This window comes from Mesorhizobium sp. (genome assembly GCF_965229135.1).
GTDB lineage: Bacteria > Pseudomonadota > Alphaproteobacteria > Rhizobiales > Rhizobiaceae > Mesorhizobium.
Genome location: NZ_OZ245860.1, coordinates 5,485,304 through 5,511,917 on the forward strand (window position 1 = coordinate 5,485,304; position 26,614 = coordinate 5,511,917).

25 protein-coding genes and 2 pseudogenes are annotated in these 26,614 nt (G+C 64.1%); 8 read left to right on the plus strand and 19 right to left on the minus strand.

All coding sequences use genetic code 11. The annotated features are described in order from the left end of the window. Nucleotides 1–205: 205 nt before the first annotated feature. Together ACO07C_RS26375 and ACO07C_RS26380 are read left to right on the plus strand one after the other, a co-directional pair. Nucleotides 206–496, plus strand: coding sequence for a hypothetical protein (locus tag ACO07C_RS26375; protein WP_421917101.1), 291 nt, complete (start codon nucleotides 206–208; stop codon nucleotides 494–496). After that, the gene (locus ACO07C_RS26380) at nucleotides 493–912 is read left to right on the plus strand and encodes a hypothetical protein (protein ID WP_421917102.1); all 420 of its coding nucleotides are present in this window, start codon (nucleotides 493–495) and stop codon (nucleotides 910–912) included. Before ACO07C_RS26375 ends, ACO07C_RS26380 begins: the two co-directional genes overlap by 4 nt. A 27-nt stretch (nucleotides 913–939) precedes the next feature. On the opposite strand, the gene ACO07C_RS26385 is transcribed toward ACO07C_RS26380, so the two are convergent. The 10 genes from ACO07C_RS26385 to ACO07C_RS26430 all read right to left on the minus strand — a co-directional run bounded on the left by ACO07C_RS26385 (nucleotide 940) and on the right by ACO07C_RS26430 (nucleotide 13,211). Next, entirely contained in the window at nucleotides 940–2,520 is a 1,581-nt protein-coding gene (locus tag ACO07C_RS26385; protein WP_421917103.1) for a serine hydrolase domain-containing protein, read from the minus strand. Nucleotides 2,521–2,601: 81 nt separating this feature from the next. Further along, nucleotides 2,602–3,735: a helix-turn-helix domain-containing protein gene (locus tag ACO07C_RS26390; RefSeq protein ID WP_421917104.1), complete on the minus strand. Its 1,134-nt coding sequence runs from the start codon at nucleotides 3,733–3,735 to the stop codon at nucleotides 2,602–2,604. A gap of 179 nt (nucleotides 3,736–3,914) precedes the next feature. Further along, nucleotides 3,915–4,637, minus strand: coding sequence for a Crp/Fnr family transcriptional regulator (locus ACO07C_RS26395; RefSeq protein ID WP_421917105.1), 723 nt, complete (start codon nucleotides 4,635–4,637; stop codon nucleotides 3,915–3,917). 435 nt (nucleotides 4,638–5,072) lie between these two features. Further along, complete coding sequence (locus tag ACO07C_RS26400; protein WP_421917106.1) at nucleotides 5,073–6,209, minus strand: flavin-containing monooxygenase; 1,137 nt, start codon at nucleotides 6,207–6,209, stop codon at nucleotides 5,073–5,075. A gap of 158 nt (nucleotides 6,210–6,367) precedes the next feature. Then, the gene (locus ACO07C_RS26405) at nucleotides 6,368–7,990 is read right to left on the minus strand and encodes an FGGY-family carbohydrate kinase (RefSeq protein ID WP_421917107.1); all 1,623 of its coding nucleotides are present in this window, start codon (nucleotides 7,988–7,990) and stop codon (nucleotides 6,368–6,370) included. Nucleotides 7,991–8,078: 88 nt separating this feature from the next. Next, complete coding sequence (locus ACO07C_RS26410) at nucleotides 8,079–8,807, minus strand: SDR family oxidoreductase (RefSeq protein ID WP_421917108.1); 729 nt, start codon at nucleotides 8,805–8,807, stop codon at nucleotides 8,079–8,081. Nucleotides 8,808–8,846: 39 nt separating this feature from the next. Beyond that, nucleotides 8,847–10,106, minus strand: a complete 1,260-nt coding sequence (locus ACO07C_RS26415) for a sugar ABC transporter permease (RefSeq protein ID WP_421917109.1) — start codon at nucleotides 10,104–10,106, stop codon at nucleotides 8,847–8,849. Beyond that, the gene (locus ACO07C_RS26420; protein WP_421917110.1) at nucleotides 10,103–10,930 is read right to left on the minus strand and encodes an ATP-binding cassette domain-containing protein; all 828 of its coding nucleotides are present in this window, start codon (nucleotides 10,928–10,930) and stop codon (nucleotides 10,103–10,105) included. The genes ACO07C_RS26415 and ACO07C_RS26420 overlap by 4 nt, the downstream gene beginning before the upstream one ends. 75 nt (nucleotides 10,931–11,005) lie before the next feature. Further along, complete coding sequence (locus ACO07C_RS26425) at nucleotides 11,006–12,067, minus strand: sugar ABC transporter substrate-binding protein (protein ID WP_421917111.1); 1,062 nt, start codon at nucleotides 12,065–12,067, stop codon at nucleotides 11,006–11,008. 262 nt (nucleotides 12,068–12,329) lie between these two features. Continuing rightward, nucleotides 12,330–13,211 carry an AraC family transcriptional regulator gene (locus ACO07C_RS26430; RefSeq protein ID WP_421917112.1) on the minus strand — a complete coding sequence of 294 codons (882 nt, stop codon included), beginning with the start codon at nucleotides 13,209–13,211 and terminating at the stop codon, nucleotides 12,330–12,332. A gap of 686 nt (nucleotides 13,212–13,897) precedes the next feature. Between ACO07C_RS26430 and ACO07C_RS26435 the strand changes: the two genes are divergently transcribed. After that, entirely contained in the window at nucleotides 13,898–14,056 is a 159-nt protein-coding gene (locus ACO07C_RS26435) for a hypothetical protein (RefSeq protein ID WP_421917113.1), read from the plus strand. Here ACO07C_RS26435 and ACO07C_RS26440 read toward each other — a convergent pair. The 3 genes from ACO07C_RS26440 to ACO07C_RS26450 all read right to left on the minus strand — a co-directional run bounded on the left by ACO07C_RS26440 (nucleotide 14,034) and on the right by ACO07C_RS26450 (nucleotide 17,116). Continuing rightward, on the minus strand, nucleotides 14,034–15,182 hold the full coding sequence (locus ACO07C_RS26440) for a DUF1501 domain-containing protein (RefSeq protein ID WP_421917114.1): 1,149 nt from the start codon (nucleotides 15,180–15,182) through the stop codon (nucleotides 14,034–14,036). The two genes, ACO07C_RS26435 and ACO07C_RS26440, sit on opposite strands and share 23 nt — an antisense overlap. A 4-nt stretch (nucleotides 15,183–15,186) precedes the next feature. After that, a complete protein-coding gene (locus ACO07C_RS26445) occupies nucleotides 15,187–16,578 on the minus strand; it encodes a DUF1800 domain-containing protein (RefSeq protein ID WP_421917115.1) in 1,392 nt (463 codons plus the stop codon). Nucleotides 16,579–16,681: 103 nt separating this feature from the next. Further along, nucleotides 16,682–17,116, minus strand: coding sequence for a VOC family protein (locus tag ACO07C_RS26450; protein WP_421917116.1), 435 nt, complete (start codon nucleotides 17,114–17,116; stop codon nucleotides 16,682–16,684). 94 nt (nucleotides 17,117–17,210) lie between these two features. Between ACO07C_RS26450 and ACO07C_RS26455 the strand changes: the two genes are divergently transcribed. Then, on the plus strand, nucleotides 17,211–17,924 hold the full coding sequence (locus ACO07C_RS26455; protein WP_421917117.1) for a helix-turn-helix transcriptional regulator: 714 nt from the start codon (nucleotides 17,211–17,213) through the stop codon (nucleotides 17,922–17,924). Between the two features lie 102 nt (nucleotides 17,925–18,026). Here the strand turns inward: ACO07C_RS26455 and ACO07C_RS26460 are convergent. The 4 genes and pseudogenes from ACO07C_RS26460 to ACO07C_RS26475 all read right to left on the minus strand — a co-directional run. Next, a pseudogene (locus ACO07C_RS26460) lies at nucleotides 18,027–18,128 on the minus strand (hypothetical protein); the annotation flags it as partial. 105 nt (nucleotides 18,129–18,233) lie between these two features. Then, entirely contained in the window at nucleotides 18,234–18,614 is a 381-nt protein-coding gene (locus ACO07C_RS26465; RefSeq protein WP_421917118.1) for a hypothetical protein, read from the minus strand. 167 nt (nucleotides 18,615–18,781) lie between these two features. Then, nucleotides 18,782–19,129 (minus strand): Atu4866 domain-containing protein, encoded by a 348-nt coding sequence (locus ACO07C_RS26470; protein WP_421917119.1) that lies wholly within the window; start codon nucleotides 19,127–19,129, stop codon nucleotides 18,782–18,784. A gap of 7 nt (nucleotides 19,130–19,136) precedes the next feature. Continuing rightward, nucleotides 19,137–19,862 carry an SDR family oxidoreductase gene (locus tag ACO07C_RS26475; protein ID WP_421917120.1) on the minus strand — a complete coding sequence of 242 codons (726 nt, stop codon included), beginning with the start codon at nucleotides 19,860–19,862 and terminating at the stop codon, nucleotides 19,137–19,139. A 118-nt stretch (nucleotides 19,863–19,980) separates the two neighbouring features. On the opposite strand from ACO07C_RS26475, the gene ACO07C_RS26480 reads away from it, so the two are divergent. Then, nucleotides 19,981–20,874: a LysR family transcriptional regulator gene (locus ACO07C_RS26480; RefSeq protein ID WP_421917121.1), complete on the plus strand. Its 894-nt coding sequence runs from the start codon at nucleotides 19,981–19,983 to the stop codon at nucleotides 20,872–20,874. A 285-nt stretch (nucleotides 20,875–21,159) separates the two neighbouring features. On the opposite strand, the gene ACO07C_RS26485 is transcribed toward ACO07C_RS26480, so the two are convergent. Continuing rightward, nucleotides 21,160–21,657: a hypothetical protein gene (locus tag ACO07C_RS26485; RefSeq protein WP_421917122.1), complete on the minus strand. Its 498-nt coding sequence runs from the start codon at nucleotides 21,655–21,657 to the stop codon at nucleotides 21,160–21,162. Between the two features lie 436 nt (nucleotides 21,658–22,093). Here ACO07C_RS26485 and ACO07C_RS26490 point away from each other — a divergent pair, with 436 nt between their 5' ends. Genes ACO07C_RS26490 through ACO07C_RS26500 form a run of 3 tightly spaced genes read left to right on the plus strand, consistent with a single transcriptional unit; the run spans nucleotide 22,094 to nucleotide 25,117 of the window. Continuing rightward, complete coding sequence (locus tag ACO07C_RS26490; RefSeq protein ID WP_421917123.1) at nucleotides 22,094–22,882, plus strand: DUF5131 family protein; 789 nt, start codon at nucleotides 22,094–22,096, stop codon at nucleotides 22,880–22,882. A gap of 22 nt (nucleotides 22,883–22,904) precedes the next feature. Next, nucleotides 22,905–24,170, plus strand: coding sequence for a three-Cys-motif partner protein TcmP (locus ACO07C_RS26495; RefSeq protein WP_421917124.1), 1,266 nt, complete (start codon nucleotides 22,905–22,907; stop codon nucleotides 24,168–24,170). Beyond that, on the plus strand, nucleotides 24,167–25,117 hold the full coding sequence (locus tag ACO07C_RS26500) for a restriction endonuclease (RefSeq protein ID WP_421917125.1): 951 nt from the start codon (nucleotides 24,167–24,169) through the stop codon (nucleotides 25,115–25,117). Before ACO07C_RS26495 ends, ACO07C_RS26500 begins: the two co-directional genes overlap by 4 nt. Nucleotides 25,118–25,503: 386 nt before the next feature. Here ACO07C_RS26500 and ACO07C_RS26505 read toward each other — a convergent pair. Next, nucleotides 25,504–26,478: pseudogene (locus ACO07C_RS26505) on the minus strand (nucleoside hydrolase). Between the last annotated feature and the right edge of the window lie 136 nt (nucleotides 26,479–26,614).

Sequence of the window (26,614 nt, forward strand, 5' to 3'; positions counted from 1 at the left end):
AACCAATACTGCACCAATTTTCGTTCGTAAGCGATTGGCTCGCGAAAAAATGACATGAGACATGTTTTGCAATCCGCAAAAGGCCGAGAAACGGTACGTTTCCGACATTTCGGCTAGGCAAATGATCAGAATGGGCGTATTTCCGGTTGCAAGAGCGACCCGTTTTTGCGGACCGGCCTCTCGACATCGTGGGATGGAGAGCGGTGTGGACAATACCGACCTGCGCGACCTTCTTGAATTTACCCATACCCAGTTGAACACGATTCGCAGCGCTGTCGCGGCAAGCGGGCATGCCAGGGTGATGTTCAGCATCGATTGCCTGGTTGGCGCCGCCGCCGAACAGGCGAAATGCAAGCTGGCCGGCCTGGATCGCGGCCAGATGCCGATCGGCCGCCGTGAGAGCATCGAAGCAGTTGACGGCACGGTTAGGCCGGGCAAGACTCCGCCGCACAGGGCAGGGCGAGGTCTTTCGCCAAGGGCAAGGCGGTCCCCTTGAGCCTGTTTACAAGACTTCGCGCCGGCAGCGTTTCGGCAGGTGTGGTTCCCTACAAGTTCGTGCTTTTGGAATCCGGCATTCCCAAAGCCGACAGGGCGCATGAAAATGTCGAAGCCTTCGTCGCCGAGAGGGCGGGCTTCAGCGCGGTGAGGGGCTGGCTGTTCCTCCATGGAGCCATTCTCGAGAAACATGTGGTGGTCGAGCAGGACAGGACGGGAGCCCGCTTCGACGTGACGCCGCTGATGGTTTCGGCGCCCTTCTTCGAGCATCCAGGCACCGTGGAGGAATTCGAGGGATTGTGCCGGCAGATCAGCCTGCCCTCCTGGCAGAGCCCGGCCCCGATTGTTCGGGATGCGGCTGAGGTCGATCGTGTGCCGACGGCGCGGCTGGAGTCCGAAAACGAACCGGGAGAGTGAGCTGCCCGCCGTCGGTCGCACGCCTGTCTAGTTCATCACCTGTTCGCCATCCATCGATAGATCCTGGCCCTCGCCGACGGTGACCGTACGGTGAAGGTTCAGCTTCTTGCCGCTGAATGTCAGGATGACTTCCTGCTGTTCGCCATATCCCACAACGGGCACGTCGATCACGAAGGTCTGCCCGTTCAGCCACGTCCCCTTGGCCTCGGTGATGTGGCCGATGCCAGGGTCGGAGGCCTTCGGCGCTCCCTTGCGATAGAACCCGTCGAGCCCTATCGGCTGGCTGTACTTCACGGATGAGCCGGCCGGATAGCGCAAGGAGAATTCGACGTCAAAATGCGGATTAGGCTCGGTCAGATCGAGGGCAAAGGACTTTAGTCCGAATTCGTTGTCGGGGAATTGGTAGGTCTTCCCCGAGATTGCGGAAGCGATCTGTGGCGTTGGGCCGACGGGCGCCGGCTTTTCGACCGCGGCGTTCCTGATTGCATCGGCAAGCTGCTCGAGGGCTTTCGGGCTCGACGTCAATGCGGACCCGGACTTGACCGCGCTGGTAACAGCATCGATCAGGGTTTTATAACGGACCTGCTTCCTGGCCGTGGTCACCACGACGGCATCCAGATCGGGGAACACCACGATCAACTGGCCGTTCTTGCCGTTCATCATGTAGACATGCCTGTCTGGAAAGACCCAGATGAAGTTCGAATAGCTCTCGTCAGGGTCATCCGAGGCGCGCACATTCACGAGCTTATGGTCCAGAACATCGGCCCAGCCCCGCGGAATCAACTGCCTTCCCTCCCATTCGCCATGGTGCAGGTAAAGATAGCCGAGCTTGGCCATGTCGCGCGGCAGCAGATACAGCATGCCGTGTCCCATGGTGAGACCTTGGGGATCGCGGTCCCAGTGCCAGTCAACAATGCCTAGCGGAGCAAAAAGCCTTTCCCTCGCATAGTCCTCGGCAAGCTTGCCGGTCAACCTCGTGATAACAGCGGATACCAGGTCCGGATTGCCGTTGCTGTAGTTGAACACCTCTCCGGGAGCATGCGCCATCGGGCGGTCGAGAATGAACTGGGTCCAATCGGAGCTCCGTGCCAGGTCGAACATGGATCGCTGCGGGCCGCCCTCATATCCCTGATCCCAATCGAGGCCGGGAGTCATGTCCAGAAGGTTCTGGACCGTGATGGCTTTCTTTCGGTCATCGACATTCGCAATGTGGCGACCGGCGAAGAAATCCAGCATGGGATGATCGAGACGGTCGAGCAGGCCGTCCTTGTAGACCATGCCGAGAAGGGTGCCGGTAACCGCCTTCGTCGCGGAGAACAGGTTGTGGGGGATATCCGCCGTGTAAGGGGCGTAGGTGGCCTCCGTGACAATGTGCCCATGACGCACGACAAGCAGGCTGTCGAAGCCGTGGCTTGCGCCATAGCCGACAAGGCTGGCGAGCGCTGACGAATCCATGCCTTGCTCTTCGGGCGTCGAGGTCAGCCATCCGCCGGTTGGCCATGGCGCCGGGTCATCGGCCAGCGCGCGCCCGAGGCAAAGTCCACTCGGCAGAGCGCATAGGCTCAACAGTGCGCTCAAGACGAAACGTTTCGCGGCTTGCATGTCCATGGCTGTCTCCGATCTCGCGGAAACGATGTCGCAAGGCGGCGGGGCGGTCTCGCCGGATTTTGGAAACGGCTGGCCGATTCCTCAACGCGGCGCGCCGATGTCAGGATTCGGCGCGTAGGACAAAGGTCCAGCCCGCGCGTTGCCCAGCGCGAGGCGGCGAAACTCGGTCGGCGTCCGGCCGGTGTCGGCCTTGAAGGCGCGGTTGAACGGACCCAGCGACTGGAAGCCGGCATCCATGGCGATGGTCAGGACCGGCACGTCCTTCTGGCTGGAATCGGCGAGCGCCATCTTGGCTTCGTCGATCCGGTAGCGGTTGAGAAATGCATTGAAGTTGCGGTAGCCAAGGCCCTCGTTGATGACCTGGCGCAGTCGGTATTCCGGCAGGCGCATGAGCGCGGCGAGCGAGCCGATGGTCAACCCCTCGCGGCGATAGGTACGCTCGACCGTCATCAGGCGCTCCAGGCGGGCGAGCAGCGCCGGTTCGATCGCTGGACGGCCATCGTTGCGGATCGGCGTGGAAGAAAGTCGGCCGGCGGATGCAACGGCCGGTTCCGGCACGAGCGCGCGAACGGGCGAGGCCGTGCGGAACAGGGTCCAGCCGGCGAGCACCGCCAACAGGCAAAGGCCGAGTGCGTTGGCCAGGTTCCGCGCCGGGGAAGACCATGACAGGGCTGCAACGGACGAGAGATTGGCGGCCGAATTGACGGCGATATACACCAGCGTTCCCATCAGCACGGCGACACGCAGCCGCCGCCGACCGGCGACCAGATCCAGGCGCCAGCTGGCAATCGTCTGCATCATGGCGAGCATTCCGAAGCCCAGATTGGCCAGCATCAAGGCCCGGTTGATGGCTGAAGCGGCGGAGCCGGTAATCGCGCCATAGGAAGCGATCAGCCCCAGGCCGACCGCGGCGGCCCAGACGCCGCCGTGCCAGGGCCGGAAGACGAAGTCGTCGTCGAAAACCACCCGGGCCCAGAGCCAGAAGACGACCGGCGTACCCGACGACAATGCAACGAGCGGCAGGCTCGCCCAATGCCATTGCGACGGGAAACCCGGCGCCTCGAGGATCGCGGAGGCGGCGCCCGCTCCGGCCAGGGCAGCGCGGATAAACTCGGCGGGACGATGGCGCAGGAAGACGGCGGCAACCATCACAAGCAATGCCGCCGCCGCGCCGCGAAAGCCGGTATCGAGAGCGATGAAACCCGCGCTGTTCACTCCTTGGAGGCTCCTCCGCCACGCGGGCCAGGAGCGATCGATCACGGGCGACCGTCCTTCGCGCGGCAAAGTTCTACAATGCGCAACCTGTCGCGGAAAGTGAACCTGGCCGGGATTTTCCGGCAAGCGACTCGCGGCGCCTCCGGCACGGAATCGAACCTGGCGGCATGCTTTCGGGCTTATGCCCGGGCGCCGCCGATGTCTCCGATCAGCCTGGCATATTCGGCTTCCGCCTCGCCATAGCTGCCATTGGCGAGTTCGATGAGCCCGGCGCGGTCGCGGATGATGACCTCGCCCCGGCGCGAGCGGATGAGCGAACGGCCCTCGAGCAGCTGCAGTGCGATGGTGACGCCGGGCCGTCTCACGCCGAGCATGCTGGCGAGGAACTCATGCGTGATGGCCATGCGTTCGTCCGGCAGCCTGTCGTCGCACATGAGCAGCCAGCGGGCCAGCCGTTCCTCGAGCTTCAACTGGGCGTTGGCGAGCGCGGTACAGCCGGTCTGGGTCTGCATGTAGTTGACGAAGCGCAGCAAATAGAGGCGCAAGGTCGGGCTTGCCGTCAGCGCGGCTTTGAAATGGGTCGCGTCGATGCGGATGGCTTCGCCTTCGAACAGCATCGAGCATGCGTGCGCCGCGCGGTCGTCGCCCATCACCAGCGAAGCACCGGTCATGCCTTCGAAGCCGATGAAACCCACTTCCGCGCCATGACCGCTCGCCGTCCTGGCAATGACGGCGGCGATGCCGTGCTCCATGAAATGCACGGCCTCGATGGGCATGTCGGTAGTGACGAGCATGGTCCGCAACGGCAGGTCGCGGCGCGTCATATAGGGTTCGATCAGCGCCAGATCGTCTGGCATCATCCGCCGCAACAGCTCGTTCCGGTACGGTCGGGGATCAGACATGGTACCGCCCGGCAGGGGGGACAAACCATCCCGCCTTCGCCATGCCCGGCGCGACGCGTCGGCACTTTCCGGCATGTGGGGAATGGAAATAGAAAGACTCAAGAATGCGGTACTGAATTCGATTCACGGCGACCCCCATCGCCCGAATACGAAAAGATCAGTGGGAACGTTAGTGTTGGAATCATAACAATCCCGATTGGTATAAAAGCGACATTATGTGTCCGTGCTTAGCCGGCTCAAGATATGGCCTACCTGTCGGTAGGTGGTGCTCGGCGCCTTGCTACTTGTCGTTGCGCAGCAGCGTTTGCCGGCCCGCCGCTTCCTTTGCCGGGTGGGCGCATGCCGTGACCGGTGAGCCGACGCACTGTCGCGAATGGCACATGTGCCAGGTGATCCGCGACGATTGAGCACTGGCCCGTTCCCCTGCAATACCCGTCAGCCGACTTTGATCGCAGCCGCGATGGCGCGGGCCTGCAGCCGAGCATTGGCGAAGCAGCCGCGGATGCTCGGCCGCATGCCGGTGAACCACAGGCCGGGGAGGCCGGAAGAATGATCGGCTCCGTTGAAAAGGGGATACCCCTTGGCATCGAGCACGCCCAGCGCGCCGACCATCTGTTCGAGCCCGGTGCGATAGCCGGTGGCGGCGATGACGATGTCGGGGCGGACCCTTTCGCCATTGGCGAGGATGACGCCGTCGCCGGAGAACTGGCCGATTTCCGGCACCACCTTGATCCTGCCGGACTTGATGGCATCCACCGCGCCATCATCGGAGGCGATCGCCACATAGTCGTCGGCCAGGCGGCTGGCGCCTCCGGCCGGAGCCGGCGGCAGGCCATATCGCGTCAGGTCGCCGAAGGCGATGCGTTGGCCCGCGCGCAACAGCGCATCCGCGAGCCTGACCGGGAGGCGCGCTATGTAAGGCGACATCAGGTGAACGGAGATGTTGAAGATGCGCTTGGGAAGCAGTGTGGGCCCATGCCTTGCCGACAGCCAGATGTCGGCGGTGTCGACGCGGGAGAGGTGGTTGAGCACGTCGAACCCCGAATTGCCGGCGCCGACCACCAGGATCTTCTTTCCCGCATAGTCCGCCCCGTCGCCGAAATCGGCGGCGTGGACGACCCGGCCGCCGAACGCGGCCATGCCTTTCCAGTCTGGAATATGGGGCGTGCGGTCGCGTCCGGTGGCGACGACGACATGGGAGGCGGTTCGCGTGCCCATGTTGGAGGAAAGCGTCCAATGGCCACCGGTGCGGGCGATCCTATCGATGCGCACGCCGAATTCGATCGGCAGCTTGTGCTGCTGGCGGAACCTGTCGAGCATGTCGATGACCAGCGACTTGCCGGGAAAGGCCGGCGTGCCGACGGGATAGCTCACGCCCGGAAGCGCCGACAGCGTGCGATGGGTGTTGAGCTCCAGGTTCTTGTGCCGCCGCCGCCAGGGCTCGCCGATGTGCCGTTCCTGTTCCAGAAGCCGCACCGGCACGCCCGCGCGCAGCAGCGCGTGTGTCACGGCGAGGCCCGCGGCACCAGCGCCAATGACGATAACTCCGTCGAATATCCTGGTTCCATGCATGGGCGGCCTCGGCGACAATCGATTATGCGCGCTCCACCACCCATTCTATAGAGTGCGCTGACCGTGCCGTTTGATGCCGGTCAAACCGCTGATAGGCCTTGTTTATGGCAACAGCCAGACCAGCGGCCGGCCGTACCAGTACAATTTGCCGTGACCGTTCAGCCGCGAACCGCCCGCGCCGCCTTCTGCAGCAGTTCGAAGGCGCCGAAACGCTTGTCGTGCAGGGCCTTCAGCGGCCCGCCGGCCGGGCGGTAGATCTCGCCCATGGCCGACATGCCTGTCATCGCCGATATCAGGTCGGGGTAGCGTCCCGCCGCGACAGCGCCCAGCATGGCCGAGCCGAGCAGCACCGGCTCCGGCGAGGTCGATGCGGCGACCGTCAGCCCCGTGGTATCGGCGAGCAGTTGGCGCACCAGTTCGCTTTGCGCGGCGCCGCCCGAGACGACGATCGTATCGATGGCCAGTCCCTTCCCAGCCATCGCCGCCACGATCTGGCGCACGCCATAGCCAATGCCGCAGAGGCCGGCGATGTAGAGCGCCACGAGACTGTCCGATGAGGTCTCCATGCCGAGCCCGGCGATCAGGCCCCTGGCCTGCGGGTCGGCGAAGGGCGAGCGGTTGCCAAGGAATTCGGGAACGACGTGCAGGCCATCGGCAAGGTGTGCCGCGGCGGACAGGCCTGGCGAGTGCCGCGCCGCTTGCCCGGCCAGCCAGGCGGACAGGCTGACGCCCTGCGCCCTGGCCTCGGACGCGGCCGCCGCGGAGGCCGGGTGGAAGGAAACGAGATGATCGATCGCCGCGCCCGCCGCCGACTGGCCGCCCTCGCTTAGCCACAGGCCGGGCACCATCGACGAGAAATAGGGCCCCCAGACGCCAGGCACGAAGGCCGGCTCGCTGGTGCTGGCCATGGTGCAGGCGGAGGTGCCGAAGACATAGGCCATGCGCGACTGCAAGGTGCCGGCGGCGTCGCCCGTTTCGGGAGGCTTGCCGCCCACCGTGCCGACGCCGCCGGCATGAGCATCGATCAGTCCGGCGGCCACGGCCGTTCCCGGCCGCAGGCCGAACTCGGCGGCCGCCGCCTCGGTGAGGCCGCGGGCCAGCGCCGTACCGCCGGCGACGATTTCGGTACCGATTCTCGCAAAGCCCTCGTCGGCGACCTCGCCGAGGCCGATGGCGCGGAAATAGGCCTCGTCCCAGCGGCTTTCATGCGCGAGATAGGTCCATTTGCAGGTGACGGTGCAGATCGAGCGCGCCGTGCTGCCGGTCGCCCGCCAGGTGAGATAGTCGGGCAGGTCGAAGAAAAACTCGGCCCGGGCGAAGCTGCCGGGCATGTTCTCCTTCAGCCACAAGAGTTTCGGCGTTTCCATCTCCGGCGAAATGGTGCCGCCGACATAGTCGAGCACGGCATGTTTGCCGGCATTGATGCGCCGCGTCTGGTCGAGCGAGCGATGGTCCATCCAGACGATGATGTTGCGCTGGCTGTCGCCCGAGGCGCCGACAGGCAGTGGCGCCCCGCCTTTTCCGACCACGACCAGCGAGCACGTCGCGTCAAAGCCGATGCCCGCGATGTCGCTGGCATCGATGCCCGATTGCGTCACCGCCTCGCGCACGCTGACTGAAACCGCGCGCCAGATATCCTCGCTCGACTGTTCGGCGATCTCGCCGGGTTCGAGGAACAGGGCGATGTCGCGCCTGGCCGAAGCCAGCATGTTGCCTTCGCTGTCGAAGACACCCGCCCGGGCGCTGCCGGTGCCAACGTCGACGCCGATATAGTGGGGCATGGGGGGACCTTCGGTTCAGGGATTGGGCAGTAGGCAGTAGGGTAGAAAGACGGCCGGCTTCGTCAGCTGAATCTGGCTTGCCTACTGTCTACAAATCATTGCTCTGAGGCAGGATCACCAGGTCGCGGATGGTGATGTTTCTGGGCCTTGTCAGCATGAACATCACGGCTTCGGCGACCTCGACGGGCTGCATCAGGCCGCCGGCGGCGAGTTCGGCCTCCAGCTTGTCCTTCGGCCAGTCGCTGATCAGCGCCGTCACCACCGGGCCGGGCGCGACGGCGCCGACGCGCAGGCCGTGCGGGGCGACTTGGCGGCGCACCGTGTGGACGAAGGCCTGCACGGCATGCTTCGAGGCGGTGTAGATCGGCTCCCAGACGACTGGCACGAGGCCGGCGATCGAACTGGTGACGATGATGTCGCCGGTCTTGCGGCCGATCATGTGCGGCAGGACGGCGTGGATCGAGCGGAATACCGAATTGATGTTGAGATTCAGCATCCGGTCCCAGGCATCTGGATCTCCATCGACAATCGGGCCGCCGACATAGGAACCGGCATTGGCGTGGAAGATGTCGAGCTGGCCGGCCTTGTCGAGGATTTGCGGCAGCATGGTCGCCACGCTCTGGGGCTTCATCAGGTCGACCACCACGGGAATGGCGTTCGGCCCAAGTTCGGCGCAGATGGTTTTCAATGCGTCCTCGGCGCGGTCGACCAGTGCCACGCGCACGCCCGCCGCGATGAGATGTTTCGCGCATTCGAGGCCGATGCCCGAAGCGGCGCCGGTGATCGCCGCCACCTTGCCTGTGAGATCCTGAGCCATGTTGGTTGGTCCTCGTGTGTTCTGTGTTTTGGGGGGATGTCAGGCGCGGCCGTGGGAAACCCGCGAGCGGCGTGCCAGGGAGTCGACGATGACCGCGATCGCCAGGACGGCGCCGGTGATCATGTAGCGAAGCGACGATGACAGATCGAGCAAGGTCAGCCCGCTGGCGATCGACTGGATGACGATGATGCCGAGCAGCGCGGAATAGGCGCTGCCGCGTCCGCCGAACAGGCTGGTGCCGCCAATGACGGCCGCCGCGATGGCGTTGAGGTTGACGTCGCCGGTGCCTGCCTGCTGGCTGGCCGAGGCGAGGCGGGCCGCCGACAGAACGCCGCCGAGGGCCGCGAACATCGAGCAGGCGGCGAAGGCGCTGAGATAGATCAGCCGCACCTTGATGCCGGCGCGCCGCGCCGCCTCCCGGTTGCCGCCGACAGCCGTCATCGAGCGGCCCCATTTGGTGCGGGTCAGCGCGTAGTTCATGGCCACGACAAGGCCGACGAACAGGCCGAACATCCACGGAATGCCCCGCGCCTGGTTGAGGTAGCCGACGATCAGTTCCAGCACCAACGTGATGGCGACGGCGCGAACGATGAGGCCACCGAGCGAGGGCGCCGACAGATTGACGGCGCGGCGGCGGCTGATGGTGCGCAGGCCGGTGACCAGCATGACGATGCCGGGCAGGGCGGCGAGCCCGAAGGAGACCCAGTGCGGCATGACCATCAGCTGGCCGAAATTCACCAGGTTCGAGCCATAGGGCAGGTTGATCGAACCGCTGGAGCCGAGGATGTAGAGCTGCATGCCCAGCACCGCCAGCAGACCGGCCAGCGTCGAGACGAAGCTCGGCATGCCCAGCCGGTTGAACAGCAGCGCGTAGAGGCAGCCGATGGCGGCACCAAAGGCAAGCGCGGCGAGGATGGCGAGCGCCACTGGCCAGCCCTGGTTGACCCACAGCGTGCCGACGAGCGCGGAGGCAAAGCCGCTGATCGAGCCGACCGACAGGTCGATCTCGCCGACCATCAGCACGCAGACGATGCCGAGCGCGATGACGCCGACGGTCGAGCAGTCGAACAGCAGGTTGACGAGGTTGCTGGACGAGACGAACACCGGGTTGAGGCTGGTGAACACGGTCCAGATGATGACCAGGCCGACGACCACCGGCAGTGAGCCGAGATCGCCGGAGCGCACGCGGTCGAGGAAGGCGCGCAAGGCGCCGCCGACGCCGGCCTCATGCTTGACGCGCACGTCGCCGCGGTCGAGCGCCGTCGAGGACGAGGTGTCGTGCTTGATCTCGGCGCTCATGGCCTTTGCTCCTGGTTTTGGGCCTGATTCTGTTGCGCCTGCCGGCGCTCGGCGCGGCGCGAGACCGCATTGTTGGAGGCGCCGGTGATGGCGCTGACCAGTTCCTGGTTGGACGCGTCGGGCGCGAAGACGCCGTTGTTGCGGCCGAGACGCAGCACGACGATGCGGTCGGCGACGGCGCGCACATCCTCCATGTTGTGGCTGATCATCAGCACGCCGAGGCCGCGGTCGCGCACCCGGTCGATCAGGTTCAACACTTCCGCCGTCTGGGCGACGCCAAGCGCGGCGGTCGGCTCGTCGAGCAGGATGAGCTTCGGTTCAAGCAGCAGCGAGCGGGCGATGGCGACCGTCTGGCGCTGGCCGCCCGACAGCGAGGCGACCACTTCGCGAACGCTGGGAATACGCGCCGACAATTCGTTGAGCAGCGTCCAGGCGCGGATTTCCATGGCCACCTCGTCCAGCCTGAGCGGGTTGAGTTCCTTGCCGAGGAAGATGTTGGCGACGACGTCGAGGTTCTCGCACAGCGCCAGGTCCTGGAAGACGGTGGCGATGCCCAAGGTCAGCGCGGCACTTGGGTCGGGCATGGTGACCGGCTTGCCGCGAAAATTGATCGTGCCGGAGCTTGGCTGGTGAACGCCGGCGAGGATCTTCACCAGCGTCGACTTGCCGGCGCCATTGTCGCCGACCAGCGCCACGACTTCGCCGGCATGCACGTCGAGATCTATGTCTGTCAGTGCGGAGACGGCACCGAAATTCTTCGAGATACCGCGCAGGCTGAGCACCAGTTCGCCGGTCGAAACCGGTTTGTCGGTCATGTCGGTCATTTCGGGCAAACCTTTCCGGTGGCCAGTGAAAGACTGGCGTCCGGCCGCCATCGGCCGGACGCCCGGTCTGGTGGATCAGTTGGTGATGCCGAGCTTCTTGCAGCCCTCGGCGTAGCGGTCGACGCAGAGTTCGGCGGCCGTGTTGATCTTCTTGTCGATGATCTCGGCCTTGAGGTTTTCCTGCGTCACGACAGCCGGGGTGAAGAGCTGCGAGGGCGTGTCGTAGAGGGTCATCTCGGCTTTCGGGGTTTCACCCGACAGCAGCTTGACGGCGACGTTGGCGGCGGCGGCCGCCACGATCTCGCTCGGCTTGGAGATGGTGTTGTACTGGTCGCCGGCGATGATCAGCTGCAGCGCCGCGATCGTGGCGTCGTTGCCGGTCACGGGCGGCACGGGATCGACGCCGGCCGCCTTGAAGGCCGCGATGGCGCCACCGCCGGTACCGTCATTGGCGGCGACGACGCCGAGGATCTTGGTCGAGAAGCGGGTAATCTGGCCGCTCGCCCACTGCTGCGCCTTCGGCGGCGCCCATTCCGGCGTGTCGTATTCGGCCAGGATCGGATAGCCGCTCTTGTCGAGGCCTTCATGGATGCCCTTCTTGATCAGGCCGGCGGCCGCGTCTGTCGGCGAGCCGTTGATCTGCAGCAGGCCGCCGCTGGCGGGGTCGATCTTCTTCGCCTTCAGATGCTCGATAAGCGAATCCGCGATGGCCTTGCCGATGCCTTCATTGTTGAAGGAGACGTAGAAATCGGCGGGCGCGGTCGGAATCGGGCGGTCATAGGCGATGACCTTGATGCCCTGGCTCTGCGCCAGCTTGACCAGCGAGGCGGCGGCGGTCGAGTCGACGGGATCGAGCACGATCGCCTTGGCGCCCTGCGAGATCACCGAATTGAACTGCTGCTGCTGGCGCGAGGCGTCGGCATCGGCATTCTGGTAGAGCACCTTGCAGCCCGGGCAGAGTTTTTTCATCTCGGCGGCAAAGCCGGGATAATCGTGCTGCTCGTAGCGGGTCGAGGCCTGGTCGGGCATCAGGAACGCGACCGTGGCTTCGGTGACGGGGGCGGCATGGGCAGTGCCGGCAAGGAGAGAAAGGGCGAGCGCTGCCGCACCGGTCGATTTCCAGGCAAATGTGGTCATTCGAGTAATCTCCGTTTGAAGAAAATGGTTTCACGAAAACCTGAGCGCCGCATGGCGCGCCAGGCCTTGACTGCACGTCGGACTGTTGCGAGGACTATGACCCGCTGCATCAGGACGATCGTCCTCGATCATCACTCAGCGCGTACCCGCATCCTCTTGATATTGCTGGATTTCAGGACAAGCGATCTCCAGCACGGGGCGCCTCCAACGCACCCGCGTCATGCCTTGCAGATTGTGTTTGGGCTCCTCCCGGTCCTCCCTTTTAGGCGGCGATGTCCGCGTTTATGTTCTCCAGCAAGGCCCTGAAGCGCGAAGGCGACATGCCCTTCTGCGCCAGGAACTGGCGGTTGAAATTCGAGATGTTGTTGTAGCCGGCGGCGAAGCAGATCTCGGTGATCGGGGTCTGCGCCTCGCTCATCAGCAACTGGCAGGCGAGGTTGATGCGCAGCCGGTTGACATACTGCACCAGCGCCATGCCGGTGTGGCGGCGGAAGCTGCGCGAGAAGGCGCTGGGGCTGCGGCCGGCGATCTCCGCGAGATCGCCCTCGCTGAACGGCTCGGTGAGGTGGGCGTTGATGTAGGCCAGCGCCTTGTTGATGCCGGCCGACATGAAGCCGGACGGGTCGGGAAGATATTCCGCGCTGGTCAGCGTGCGCACATCGGTGGCGCGGCTGAGGATATCGAGTACCCCCATGAACAGCGAGAGCCGGCGAACGCCCTGCGCCTCGACCAGTTCGGCGAGCAGGGGGGCCGCCAGTTCCGCCGTGGCCGGCGAGAACAGCGCGCCTCGACGGCTGGTTTCGAGGATGCCGGCGCAGGCGGCCAGTTCGGGCAGGGCGGCGGTCGAGCCGGCGATGAATTCTTCGGAGAACTGGACGACGCGGCCACGCAGCGGCACGGTCTGTCCCGGCGGCACGTCGCTGACCCAATTGTGCGGCAGATTGGGGCCGGTGAGCACCAGGTTGCCCGGCTCGAATTCGCCGATGAAGTCGCCGACGAAATAATGGCCGGTGGTGGCGACGACGAGATGGAGTTCATATTCGGGGTGGAAGTGCCAGCGCACGGTGCGGAAGGGATAGCCGTGGGCCCAGGCCTTGAACGACTCTCCACGTCTGATGGCGACGACTTCCAGGTCCGGATTCATTGTCGTTCCTCCCGGCGCGGGTCCGGTCTTGTGACCAGTTGCTACGCCTCATTCCCGCAGGCCGCGTTTGCCGCTCTCCGCAGTGACAAGAGCTTAGGCGGCAATTCAAGCCGCCGCCACCACGGTCTGTCCACCCGACCGATACTTTTTTGTCGTTTCGATACGCGCCACGTCTATTTGCGGGGAGCGGCGAGCCCGCCCACCGAACGGTCATGCCGCGCCGTTTGGCATGTCTGGGGTCGTGCTGATGTCCCTGACGCTCAGGTCAATACCATGGTGAAAGTCCGGTAGTGTCTCAGTTTGAAATTTAGAAAATCGTCGGTCGCGTTTGAGGCCCTAGGCGAAACCGCCTATGCTCACCGGAAAGTATGGGATTTTGAAGCGTGCAACGGACACCCGAAGAGAATTGGCGAGCGGCGTTGTGGATCGCGCGCGAACAATTGCGCGAGATGGAAAGAGACGGGTGGCCGGAAAAAACAATCTATCGGCAACGCGGCACGGTAGAGCGTATTAGAGCGCGCGGCCTTCCCGAGTGGCGGGAGCAAACGGAGTTTGCTGGGTTCACTTACCCAAGAGCGAAAGGCAAGTGAATACCAACCGGACCTAAAGGCCAGAAGCGCCCCGCCGACGTAATCGGCAACGCCGTCCGCGTTATGCGCATTGCGACAGGCGAGGAAGCCGACGACGTGATTGACGACGGCAAAGACCCCGCCGCCAAGGCGCTTGGCGCCAAGGGCGGAAAGAAGCGCGCCGAGAACATGACGCCAGAGCGCCGCGCCGAGATTGCGCGCGGTGTCGGCAGCGGTCGGGGCCTCGCGACACTCACGCCGATATCAACCCGCTGAGCGCCTTGTTGAAGGGGCGGTCCGGAAACAGCGTGCGCATGGTCAGCTCGGGGTCGAGATGCAGGCTCTCGGCGGCGACGGTGGCGATCAATGCGTCGAGGTCGAGGGTGGGCGCGAGGTCGCGGCCTTCATAGAGCGCCTTGGCCGAAAGGCCCGGCCAGTCGGAGAGGATGCGGCCGCCCTTGACGGCGCCGCCCACCACCATGGCGGCCGACGCCGTGCCGTGGTCGGTGCCTTGCGTGCCGTTGGCGGCGGCGGTGCGGCCGAACTCGGTGGCTACGAACACCGTGGTCTGGGCCCAATTGTCGCCGAGCCCGTCGCGTAGTGCCGCGATCAGGGCATCGAGGCCGCGCAGCTGGTTACCGAGACGGCCGGCCTGGGCGCTGTGCGTGTCCCAGCCATTGGTCTCGATCATGGCGATGCGCGGGCCATCGGCGCGACCGAGGAAGGTCGCCGCCGTGCGGCCGACATCCTGCGGGCTCTGGCCGGCCTTATGCTGGTCGGCAAGGCCGCGCGCCTGCATCGCCTCGCTCCACAGCGCGTGCAATTGCGGGTCGGCGTCGTAGAGCGTGCTGACGCGCGTCAGCAGGTCGTCGTCGGCGTCCTTGAGGTTGGAGGGCGCGTAGGAGGTGACTTCGGCGTTGCCGCGCAAGGCGAGCGGAATGGTCGGCGCGAAGGCGATGGCATCGCCCTTCGATTTGGGCATCAGCGAGACCAGCCGGTTCAGCCAGCCATCCTTGAGCTGGTAGGGATTGACGCCGCCGGTTTCCAGCACGTTCTGGCCGTCGAAATGCGAGCGGTCGCGGTAGGGCGAGGCGACGGCCTGCACGAACAGCGCCTGTTTTGCCGCATACATTTTCGAAAGCTCCGCCAGCGAGGAATGCAGCGCGAAGGTGCCGTCGAGCTTCAGCGCCGTCGCCGTATCGATGGCGAGGTCGCCGCGCAGCCCGGCATAGGCGGGGTCGGCATAGGGAACCACGGTGTTCAGTCCGTCGGCGGCACCGCGCTGGATGATGAAGACGAAGCGCCGCTCGGTCGCGACATTGGCGAAGACGATGTGCGGCGCGAGCAACAGGGAGCCGGCGCCGGCGGCGGCGAAGCGGAGGAACTGGCGGCGGTGGATCATGGTCTTACCTCCGTTGGAAGTCGGGCGAGACGATCAGGAGTGCTAAGCCGGTGCGCAGCGATTCCGCGCGGCCGACTTCGGTCGCGGTCATGGTGCTGACAGCGGGCAGGATGCGGGGCGCGAGCTGGCGCGGATCGAGGTCGAGCTTCCGGGTCAGCCGCTGCGCGATCTCGACCCGGCGCACCAGCGCGTCCGGTGCCGCCCAACTGGCGGCGATGTCGTCATAGCCGGCGGGCGAGCGTGGCCGCCACACCGGCTGGCCAAGCTGGTTGAGCATCGGCGCCACCGGCATGTCGGCGACCGTCGTGACGCCAAGCCCGCGCAGTGCCGAGATCGTCCATTCCCACGGCGTCTTGAATTTCACCGACTGCGGCGTCCACGCGGCCTTCAGGTCGATCAGCACGCGATAGACCGTCGGCAGGTCGCCGCGCGAGGAGATGAAGGCGGCCTGCAGGGCGGAGACCGCTTCGGCGGGCGGATCGTCGGCGATGAAGTGGCGGGCGAGCTTGGTCGCCAGATGCAGCGCGGTGGCGTCCGAAGACGCGAGATCGTGCAGCACCGCGCGCGCCTGGCCTTCGCCCTGCTGCGGATAGGTCTTGCCGATGATGGTCTTCTGGCCGGGCTCGTGCAGGGGCGGGCGGAACTTGAAGCCGGCGGTCTCGTCGCCTTCGGTCTTGGCGTTGAGGCCGCCAATGCTCCAGCCGCTCAGGGCCAGCGCGAATTGCGTGACGTCGGCCTGGCTGTAGCCGGTGCGCACACCCAGCGTGTGCAACTCCATGATCTCGCGGGCAAGGTTCTCGTTGATGCCGATCTTGCGCTTGTTGCCGTTGCGCTCCACGCGCTCGGCAAGCTTGCTGTTCGGCCCGGCCGAGCGCACCTGGTCGAGGAAGAACAGCATCGCCGGATGCCGCTCGACGGCCATCAGCATGTCCTCGAAACGTCCCAGCACATGCGGCCGGATCGCCTCGCGCTCGAAGGCGCCGGCCAGGATCGTCACCTGCGGCTTGTCGGCGGAAACGGCGAAATGGTTCGACCAGAAATAGACAAGGCGTTCCAGGAAAGGGGTGGGCGTGGTCAGCGCCGAGGCGACGCGCATGGCGACCTCGGCGCGGTAGAGCTCCTGGCCCTTCTGCCGCAGCGCCTTGCGCGCCGCCGCCTTGGCGTCGGCATCGTCGTCCTTCGCGTCAGCCTTCAGGTCGGCGCGATCCTCCCGGTATTGCGACGCGATCGCCGCCGACGTGTCGGCCGAGGCGAAGGCGGCCGGCGCCGTCTCATAGTGGCTGATCTGGCCGAGCAGCCACGCCCTGGGGTCGGCGGGCGCCGTGTCGTCGGCCCTCGCGCCCAGCCCGAAGCGGTTGAGCGCGATGGCCTGGTCGGCATTGGGAGGTATCGCCATGCGTGCAATCCCTGCAAGGTTGGCCTGTTGCAAGGTTGAACGGCTGGTGGCGGCCGATCCGTCGCGGTGGGCCGGATTTAGTTTTGCCCGGCCGCAACGGGCCTCACGCGCCGACCTTGTCGAATTTCCGGATTGCCTCGGCGGTGACGGGCGTGAAGAGGTTGACCAGATTGCCGTCCGGGTCGCGGAAGAGGAGCGAGCGGTTGCCCCAGGGCATGGTGGTCGGCTCCTGAACGATGGCGCCGGCGAGCGTGCCCGACAGCCGTTCGAATTCGGCATCGACGTCGCCGACGCGGAATTCGAGGATGACGGTGTGGTTGTCGGCGGGGCGGGCGACATTGGCGCCCACCGGGCGGGCGATGTCGCCGCCGAATAGCTGCAGCGTGCGCGTGCCGGCGATGGCCAGCGTGCAGGACGGTGTCACAAGCTCGCCGAAGTCGGGCGTGTACATGGTCATGGTCATTCCGGTGATCGCCTCGTAGAAGCGGGCGAGGCGCTGGACGTCGGCGGTGATGACGCGGATCGAGACGAAGTTCATGTGGCTTCCTTCCAGTGTCGGAGCCCGCGACCGGGCCCGTGTCCCTTCTGGTAAACCGGGGCTGCTGCCAGCATAGTGGCAACAGGAGGATGCGATGCGCCGCGCCGATCGACTGTTCCAGATCATCCAGATCATGCGGCGCTCCAGCCGTCCGGTGACCGCCGGCCAACTGGCCGAGGAACTGGAAGTGTCCAAGCGCTCCGTCTATCGCGACATCGCCGACCTGATGGCGCAGCGCGTGCCGATCGAGGGCGCGGCGGGGCTGGGCTATGTGCTCGACAGGGAATTCGACATGCCGCCGCTGATGCTGACGCCCGACGAGCTGGAGGCGGCCGTGCTGGGCGCGCAATGGGTGGCCGACAGGGGCGACGCGGTGCTGGCGGCGGCCGCGCGCGATCTTATCGCCAAGATATCGGCGTCGGTGCCCGAGCATCTGCGCCCCTTCATCGCCAATCCCACCATCGGCCCGACGCTGGGCGCGCCGCCGGGCAGGGAGACCGTGCCGGACGGCATCGACGTGACGCGCACCCGGCAGTGGATCCGCGCCGGCCGCAAGATGCGCATACGCTACCGCGACGACCAGGGCAGGGAGAGCGAGCGGACGATCTGGCCGACGATCATCGGCTATGCCGAAACCGTCCGGCTGCTCGCCGCCTGGTGCGAGCTGCGCGCGAACTTCCGGCATTTTCGGATGGATCGCATCATCGCCGCCGAATTCCTGGAGGAACGCCACGGCCGCCGGCCCGCCGATCTCAGGGCGCAATGGACGCGCCATTTCGAGGCCGAGCGCGGCGCCGGCCTGTTCTGACGCAAGCCAGCCCGCAAGGCGCGGCCTGTCTTCACCGCTATGTCGTCTCGCGCTGGGATCGACCGTCGACAGGGCGCGCACGAGCAGCGGCGCGATGTAGGTGTTGTCGAAGTCCATCACCGCGCAGTCTTCGGGAACGCTCAAGCTGCGCTCGCGCAGCGCCACGGTTGCGCCCATGGCCCGCATGTCGCTCATGCGGCACATGGCCGAGAAGCTGGTGCGGTCGAGCAGGGTGCGTGTCGCCACCAGGCCGAACCGATGAATGCAGGGTATCGGATTTCCGCGGCGGCCCGGCAGCGCGTTTGCCCGTCAGGCGCTTCGCCAGATGGCGCAGTACGCATTGATGTCGGACTTGAACTGGACGATCCTCAGCTTGTCACGGGCTGCGGCGGTCTTGCGCTGCTTCATGTAGTTGGCATCGCCGACATCCCACCTCCAGATGAGATTCCTGGGATTGGGCGCCCATTTGGTGCGCAGCAGGTATTTGGGGGTCGAGGAGCTCTTTTCCGACCAGCAATCGATGGCGACAGGCATCATGCCTTTCTTTTGCATCTGCTTGCTCTCGGCGTTCGCCTGGGCCGTGGTCAGCCAGCCGTCATCGCGCCTTGAGCTGGTGGTGCAGGCTGCGACCGCCAGACAGAGTCCTGCAAAGGCAGCCAACTTCAGGCCCGAGTGACGTCGATCGCTCATCTGGTGCGCCTCCTGTGGTGCGGACGTCAGGAAACCACCTATGTCCCCGGCTGACAAGCTCCGTGGCTGACGCGTGAAGACGGCTTCGTCGTCAGCGGAGAGCATTCCAAAGCGTCCATGCGCCGGCGGCGAATGCCACCGGCACATGTTCCGGCGCATCGACCGGCCTAAGGCCGCCGGTACAGGATCATGCCGGCATGGTGCAGCACGCCGTCGATGAAATCGCCATCGGCGGTGAAACCGGTGTCGTCCCAATAGTCGATGTGATTGCCCCGCACCTCGTAGCGGCCCCGGTAGGCGCTTTCGCGGCTGCCGCGCGCTTCGTCATAGCGGCCGTTGGGCAGCAGCTCGTGGCGGATATGGCCGTCGGCGGTCACCCACATGCCGGCATAGGGGTGGGTTTGCGCGGCCGCGGGTTTCTGGTTGGCATTCATGTCGGCAAAACCTTTCTGGGGTGAAAGCACGAGCGCTGCTGCAAGTGCCCAGTGGGGGAGGCGGGACGGAACATTCTTCATGGCCGTCTCACCTTGTGGCCGTCGGCCGGATGACGATCTCGTTGACGTCGACATCATCGGGCTGCTCGATGGCGAAGCGCACGGCGCGGCCGATGGCGTCGGGCCGCAGGGCGATGGCGCGATAGGTCTTCATCAGCGTCGCCGCCGCCGGATCGGTGATCGTGTCGGCAAGCTCGCTCTCGACCACGCCGGGGTGGATGCAGGTGACACGGATGGTGTCGTTCTCCTGCCGCAGGCCGTCGGAGATCGCCCGGACCGCGTATTTGGTGGCGCAATAGACGGCGGCCGTCGGCGAGACGCCGAGTGCGCCGACCGAGGCGATGTTGATGATGTGGCCGGAGCCCCGCGCCGTCATTTCCGGCAGCACGGCGGCGATGCCGTGGAGCACGCCCTTGATGTTGACGTCTATCATCCGGTCCCACTCGTCGACCTTCAGCGAGGCCATTAGCGACAGCGGCATGACGCCGGCATTGTTGACGATCACGTCGACGCGGCCGAAGCGCTGGCGCGCGGCGTCGGTGAATGCCGCGACATCGGCGCGGTCGGTGACATCGAGCCGGCGCGTTAGCACTTCTCCTCCCTTGGCTTCGATCTCCTTAGCCAGCGCCTCCAGCCGGTCGGTGCGGCGCGCGCCGAGTACGATTTTCGCGCCGGCGGCGCCGAGTTCCCGGGCGATGCCGGCGCCGATGCCGCTGGAAGCGCCGGTGATGAGGATGACTTTGTCGAGCGACATTTTTCTTTCTCCGGATTGATGGTCGAACCGCTCACGGCGGGTTGCAGGGAAAATGGATCTGTTTCATTGTCGCGATAAGCCAACCATTTGTTTCCAGCCTGGAAAGAACAGCTAACCAATGGAGCCGGACCTCAACGCGCTCGCCGTCTTTGCCCTGGTGGCCGAGGAGCGGAGCTTTCGCGCCGCCGCCGACCGCATGGGCGTCACGCGCTCGGCGGTCAGCCAGACGATCCGGCGGCTGGAGGAGACGATGGGCATAGCGCTGGTCCAGCGCACGACGCGCAGCGTCAGCCTGACGGAGGCGGGCGAGCGCTTGCATGGCGAGGTGGCGCCGGCCATCGCCGACATGCGTGCGGCGATCGAAACCACCGGAAACCTGCGCGGTGTTCCCAGCGGGCAGTTGCGGCTTGCCGTCTCTTCGATCGCCGAGCGTTTTCTCTCAGGCCCGCTGCTGGCGGGCTTCGCGGAGGCCAATCCCCAGGTCCAGCTCTACATCAACGTCACCGACGAGGAGTTCGACATTGTCGCCGAGGGCTATGATGCCGGCGTCAGGCTGGGCGAGGTGATCGAGCAGGACATGATCGCGGTGCCGATCGCCGGCGAGGAGCGGCAACTCGCCGTCTGCGCGCCCGCCTATGGCGAACGCTTCGGCATGCCCCGGCATCCGCGCGACCTCGCCGGCCATCGCTGCATCGGCTGGCGCCGCGCGCCAAGGGTGCAGCCCTATCGCTGGGAATTCGCGCAAGCCGGCAAGGAGTTCAGCGTCACCGTCCCGCCGGACTTCACCACCAATGACATGGCGCTGATGATCAAGCTCGCCATCGCCGGCGCCGGCATCGCCTTCGGCATGGAAGAGAGCTTTCGCGCGCCGCTCGAGCGGGGTGAACTGGTGCCCGTGCTCGAAGATTTCTGCCCATACTTTGCCGGCTTCTATCTCTACTACCCCAGCCGCCGCAACATCGCGCCCAAGCTGCGGGCGCTGATCCATCATGTGCAGCGGTTCAGGGGTTGAATCTCGATCGATCACCGGCATCGCGAGGTGCATCGGCGCGAGGGCCGAGGTAATCTGTGCAAGAGCAATGGCGGAGATCTAGGGCATGCCGATAGAGGATTTCGTTGGTCGATGGATTGCCGGGAATGACCGGCGCACGACCGCAACGATCGAGTATCAGGGAAAGCTTATCGCCCATGGTGATCCATGGAGTATGCGAAAATGCGAAGTAAGGCTCCCGGACTAACAAAACAGCGTTCGCAAGCATGTGAACGAAGACGCCTCGGTTGGCAGAAGCGCCGGGCGTCACCCTTTGGCCGGCTCCTCGTAGATGCCGATGATGAGCAGCCACGCGCCCGAGATGAGGAAGGCGAACAGGACGATGGTTCCAAGCGCGGCGATATAAAGGCCCGCGCCGCGTCCGAGAACAAGGAGAACCGAGCCAGCGACCTCGGCGAGGTAACACGCCGTGCCGCCGGCCAGCCGTGGCACGGTCAGCCCGATGGAGCTCATCCCCGACCGGATGGCGACGACATATCCCCTGACGAAGATGAATGTCGCCACGAGCCAGAGCAAGAGCCATTCGACGCCGAGCGCGGGAAGATATTGACCTCCCAGAAGCGCAAGGCTGCATGCCATGAAGATCGCGCTGAAGCCCGACAGCATGTTGATGGCCCGGTTCTTGTGCGTCGTGTTGCGGACGATGCGTTCGGGATTGATCGAGATTGCGACGAAGATCAACCCGGCAAGCCCTGCCGCCCCGCCGCCCACCATGACGAAGAAATTGATCCATTGATCCAACATGACTTGCCCCTCTCGACTTGCCACTGGCCCGAGCTTCAGGCGGCTCGATGGACGATCAGGCTAGCATGGCCGGGTTCCCAAACTCCATGGGGCGGGACGGCCGATCATCGGGGCACGCATGACGATTGTCGACTGAAGGCTCATGACGGCTCTGCGCCGCATGTCGGCCATAGAGATATCTCTGCCCCTCGCTCGAAAGCGGATATTCGGGCGGCGCCTACTGTACCGCAATCATTTAGCCGCAATGTCGTTTGCGGGGATGACCGCCAATCGTCGCGCCGGCAAAGGGCGCTATTGATGAAGAAAATCGAGAGCGCGGTTGGCTTTGCAAGTGCGATAAGGCACAAAGTTAGGTCCGAAGCGTCGAAAATTCGCATGCCTCACAGTCAATTCTATGAACGGGGAAATCCCATCTCGCGTGGCCTTGGAGGATCTGATGGCTGAAACTCAGATAGAGTGGACGGATTCCACTTGGAACCCGGTAGCGGGATGTTCGATCATCACCGCTGGCTGTACCCACTGCTATGCCATGGAAATGGCCAAGCGTCTTCAAGCCATGGGCATCGAAAAATATACTGGCCTGACCCGGAGAACCGGCAAGCGGACGGTGTGGAACGGTGTCGTCCGGGAAGATCACGAGGCTCTTTCCATTCCATACCGATGGAAAAAGCCGCGGAAAATTTTCGTCAACTCGATGAGCGATCTGTTTCACGAGGGTGTCAGCGACGAATTCATCCTCCGGGTTTGGAGGGTCATGCGCGAGACTCCCCGCCACAATTATCAGATCCTCACCAAGCGCCCCGAACGAATGGCGGCGCTCGTCGCCTCGCAGATGGGTGACGTCCTTCCCAATGTCTGGCTCGGCACCAGCATCGAAAACTCGGATGTCGTGAGCCGTGTCGACCATCTCCGCAAGGCGCCTGCGGACATTCGGTTCATCTCCTTCGAGCCTCTGATTGGATCGGTTGGCGCTGTCGATCTCCGTGAAATCCATTGGGCAATCGTCGGCGGCGAAAGCGGCAAATGGGCTCGGCCGATCAAAGAGGAGTGGATTGACGAGATCCACGGCCAATGCCTGGCGGCGGGCACCGCCTTCTTCTTCAAACAGTGGGGGACATGGGGCAAAGACAACAAAAAACGCTCTAAGAAAGCCAACGGTCGAGAGTATCGCGGCCGCACTTGGGACGAGATGCCAGTCACTCCAACAGGCGTGACTGTAATGTAAAAAAATACTGTCGGGGGATACGGTGGTCGAGAAAAGATACGAATGGGCCGATGGCGCAAAACTTGACGAGCATTCACGCCGCAAACACAAAATTCTACGTGAGTATGTCTTCGACTATCTCACCGTTCGTTGCAGGCTTCCTCAGCAGGAGCGGTTTCGTCTCGCAATCATCGACGGTTTCGCCGGCGGGGGGCGATATCAATGTGGCTCGCCCGGATCGCCCCTGATTTTCATTGAGGAATTGAAGCGAGCCGTCGACGCCGTGAACACACAACGCGCCGTCCAAGGGCTTGGCGCAGTCGAAGTCGAATGCCTCCTCATTTTCAACGATGCCAGTCGCGATGCGATCGAACTTCTGAAGACGCATGTCGCACCGATGCAAGCAGAGGCCAGCCAGAACTGCCCCAAGTTGCATCTGCGGGTCGAGTATCTGAACGAGTTCTTCGAAGCCGCTTTTCTCGATATCAAGCGCCTGTTGGGGCAAGGTCGCTATCGGAGCGTCATCTTTAACCTAGATCAATGCGGTCACAGCCATGTCGAGCGGAACACAATCCTCGACATCATGCGCTCTTATCCCGCAGCTGAGATTTTCTATACCTTCGTCATCAGTTCGCTGCTCGCTTTCCTTCAAAAGGACCAGCCGGAGCGGCTTCGCGCCCAGCTCGATCATCTCGGATTGACGAGCAACGATATCCAGGCGCTCGATGCGCTAATGAGTCAAAAGGACTGGCTCGGCACAGCCGAGAAAATCGTCTTCGACGCTTTCCGATTGTGCGCCCCCTATGTCAGCCCATTCTCGATCAATAATCCCGGCGGTTGGCGGTATTGGCTGATCCATTTCGCAAATGCCTATCGGGCAAGGCAGGTCTACAACAACATTCTTCACGACAACGCCAGCTTGCAGGCACACTTCGGTCGATCCGGCCTCAACATGCTCTCCTACGACCCAAAGCATGATGAGGGCATGCTCTACCTCTTTGATATCAGCGGTCGAGCGTCGGCAAAGAACCAGCTTCTAGGGGATATTCCGCGCCTGATCACGGAATCCGGGGATTCCATGGCTGTCATGGACTTCTACGAAAGCATATACAACATTACCCCGGCGCACGCCGACGATGTCCATGCAGCGATCATCGAAAACCCAGACCTTGAGGTTATAACCCCGGCCGGCGGGGAGCGGCGGAAGGCCAATACGATTGGCGTTGATGACGTCATCAAAATGAAGAAGCAGATCAGCTTCTTCCCAATGTTCCTAAATGCCGGGACAAAAGGCGGCCCAAAAGAATGAGGGCGCGCCGACGTCGGAATCCCGAATGGCGCGAATTAGAGCTCCTGATCGCTCGGATTGAGGCCGACGCAGGTCCCCGAGGGTTAGTTGTTAAGTCGCCAGATCGTCTGCGCTGCAAACTCACAGGTCGCCTCAGAGAAGTGGATGCCAGCATTCGTGCCAAAGTCGGCACAACCGAGATGCTTGTCACGATCGAATGTCGGCGCAGGTCAAAGCTTCAGGATGTCACATGGATCGAGCAGCTAGCTACGAAGAAGTCTTCGATTGGAGCGGATCGCACCATCGCTGTTAGCGTGTCTGGCTTCTCCGCCGAGGCTCAGATTGCGGCATCTCACGCAGGCGTTTCGCTTCGCAAAATCTCCGATCTAACGGTCACGGACATCAATCCAATCCTTGGCCTCGACCCGGTTATGTTCTGGCATAAGGCATGTGCCATCACCGGGGCCGGCATTCGGGCGTATAGGGCTGGGGACGATACAGTTCCTGAGCCCCCCGACGACGTGGAGTACATACTTCTGCCTGATACAGACTTGTTTGCCCCAATCTTTCACGACACCGACGACGGCTCAAGTTGGTCGCTAAATGACGTTTGGCGAAAGGTTCAGGAGGCCTTGAACCCCTATGCCGAGATTGCGAAGGGCGAGCCTGCTATCACCCGGACTGCCCGTATTCCCTACCCCGGAACGGTCTTCATCGACACTCCGCACGGGCCGTGGAAACTGGGCCATGTTTTTTTGGGCATGGCGATGTGGATCGAGCCGGAGATGATCCCAATCGAGGAAGCGCTTAAGGTGTCGTACTCAGATCCTGATGGTAGCTCTGTTCATCGGGTCGAGTTTTCATCTCAGTGGACACAAGACTGGCGCATATCTTTGCAGGCACAATCTGACGCCCAAGACGGCAATGAGATTCGAGTTAGCGGAAATTGGCCTCACGCCAAAGAATAATAATCGCCGTGACACCGCCACAATGGCGAGCTTGGCCTCCTGCATCGAGACGCGCAACGCGCTACTGCGGGTCTGGAAACGCCCCCGGCGAGATCACCAACCTAGTGCGCCAAACCTTTCGTGTTGCACACCTCAGAGCGCAGGTGCGGCGGTTTTGAACTGAGTACAAATAGGCGCCGCTGTAAGAGAATGTCGGCTTTCTGAAGTTTGCTTTCGACAGCCGCCATTCCGTCTCCGGCCCCAAAGCGGCCGAACACCGATGCGGCTCGTCCGCTCATCAAGTTCCGCCGCGCCGCTTCCCCCAAGCTGGCGAAACCAGAGGCCGTGAATTGGATTTTTGTCCGCAGGTCGCAAAGGACTTTCCATCCCGACTTCGGCGCCCCCGATCACGCCTTGCGCCTTGCAAGGCGTTCCAGCGCGTCGACGATCAGGTCGCAGAATTTGGGGTGGTCGAGCTTCATCGCCACGGTGTGGCGGAAGTTCATCTGCTCGCTGGCCGTGCCGCCGAAGTGGCGCATGCCGCCCATCTTCTCGAAATTGCAGACCGTCATGCCCTTGGTCCACCGGCCGGCGATTTCGACGCGGATGTCGGCCTTCTCGGTGGTGAAGACGGTCGGGTCGATCAGCGCGGCGACGCAGCATGCGTCATGCACGGCGGGATATTCGATCTGCAGCAGGCCGCCATGCGTGGTGGCTATGAATTCCTAGATGTCGAGGATGAACCTGGCGATCGGGCCGCCTACGGCGCGCACCCTGTCCTGCAGCGCGGGCGTGGCCAGCGCCTGGTGCGTGAGGTCGAGCCCCACCATGGTGACGTCCCAGCCGGCGCGGAACACGATGTCGGCGGCTTCCGGATCGCCATAGACGTTGAACTCGGCCGCGGGCGTGATGTTGCCGCGCGTATAGCTTCCGCCCATCGCCACCACCCGTTTCACCCGCCCGACGATACGAGGGTCCTTGCGCACGGCGAGCGCGATGTTGGTGTAGGGACCGACCGGCACGAGCGTGACGGTCTTGGGCTCATGCGCCATGACGGTGTCGATGATGAAGTCGACGGCATGGCGCTTGTCGAGCTCGAACGAGGCGGGCGGCAGTTCCGGACCGTCGAGCCCGGTGTCGCCGTGGATTTCGACGGCCAGCACCTGGTCGATGATGAGCGGGCCAGGGGAACCCTTGGCCACCGGCACCTTGATGCCATAGGCGGTGCATACGGAGAGTGCGTTGCGCGTGGTGTTCTCGACATTGTGGTTGCCCGAAACCGTGGTGATGCCGAGCAGGTCGATGTCGGGATTGCCCGCCGCCAGCAGGATGGCGATGGCGTCATCGTGGCCCGGATCGCAGTCGAGGATGATCTTTTCCATGGTGGCACCTCCCTGGTCGCCGGAACGCTCGGACAAGAGCCCGCCGCGCCCGCGCCGTCAAGGTTCCGGCGTGACCGCCATCCGCGCTGACGCGGCTTGCGCAAACATGGTGCGCAGGATGGCCTACAAGGATACT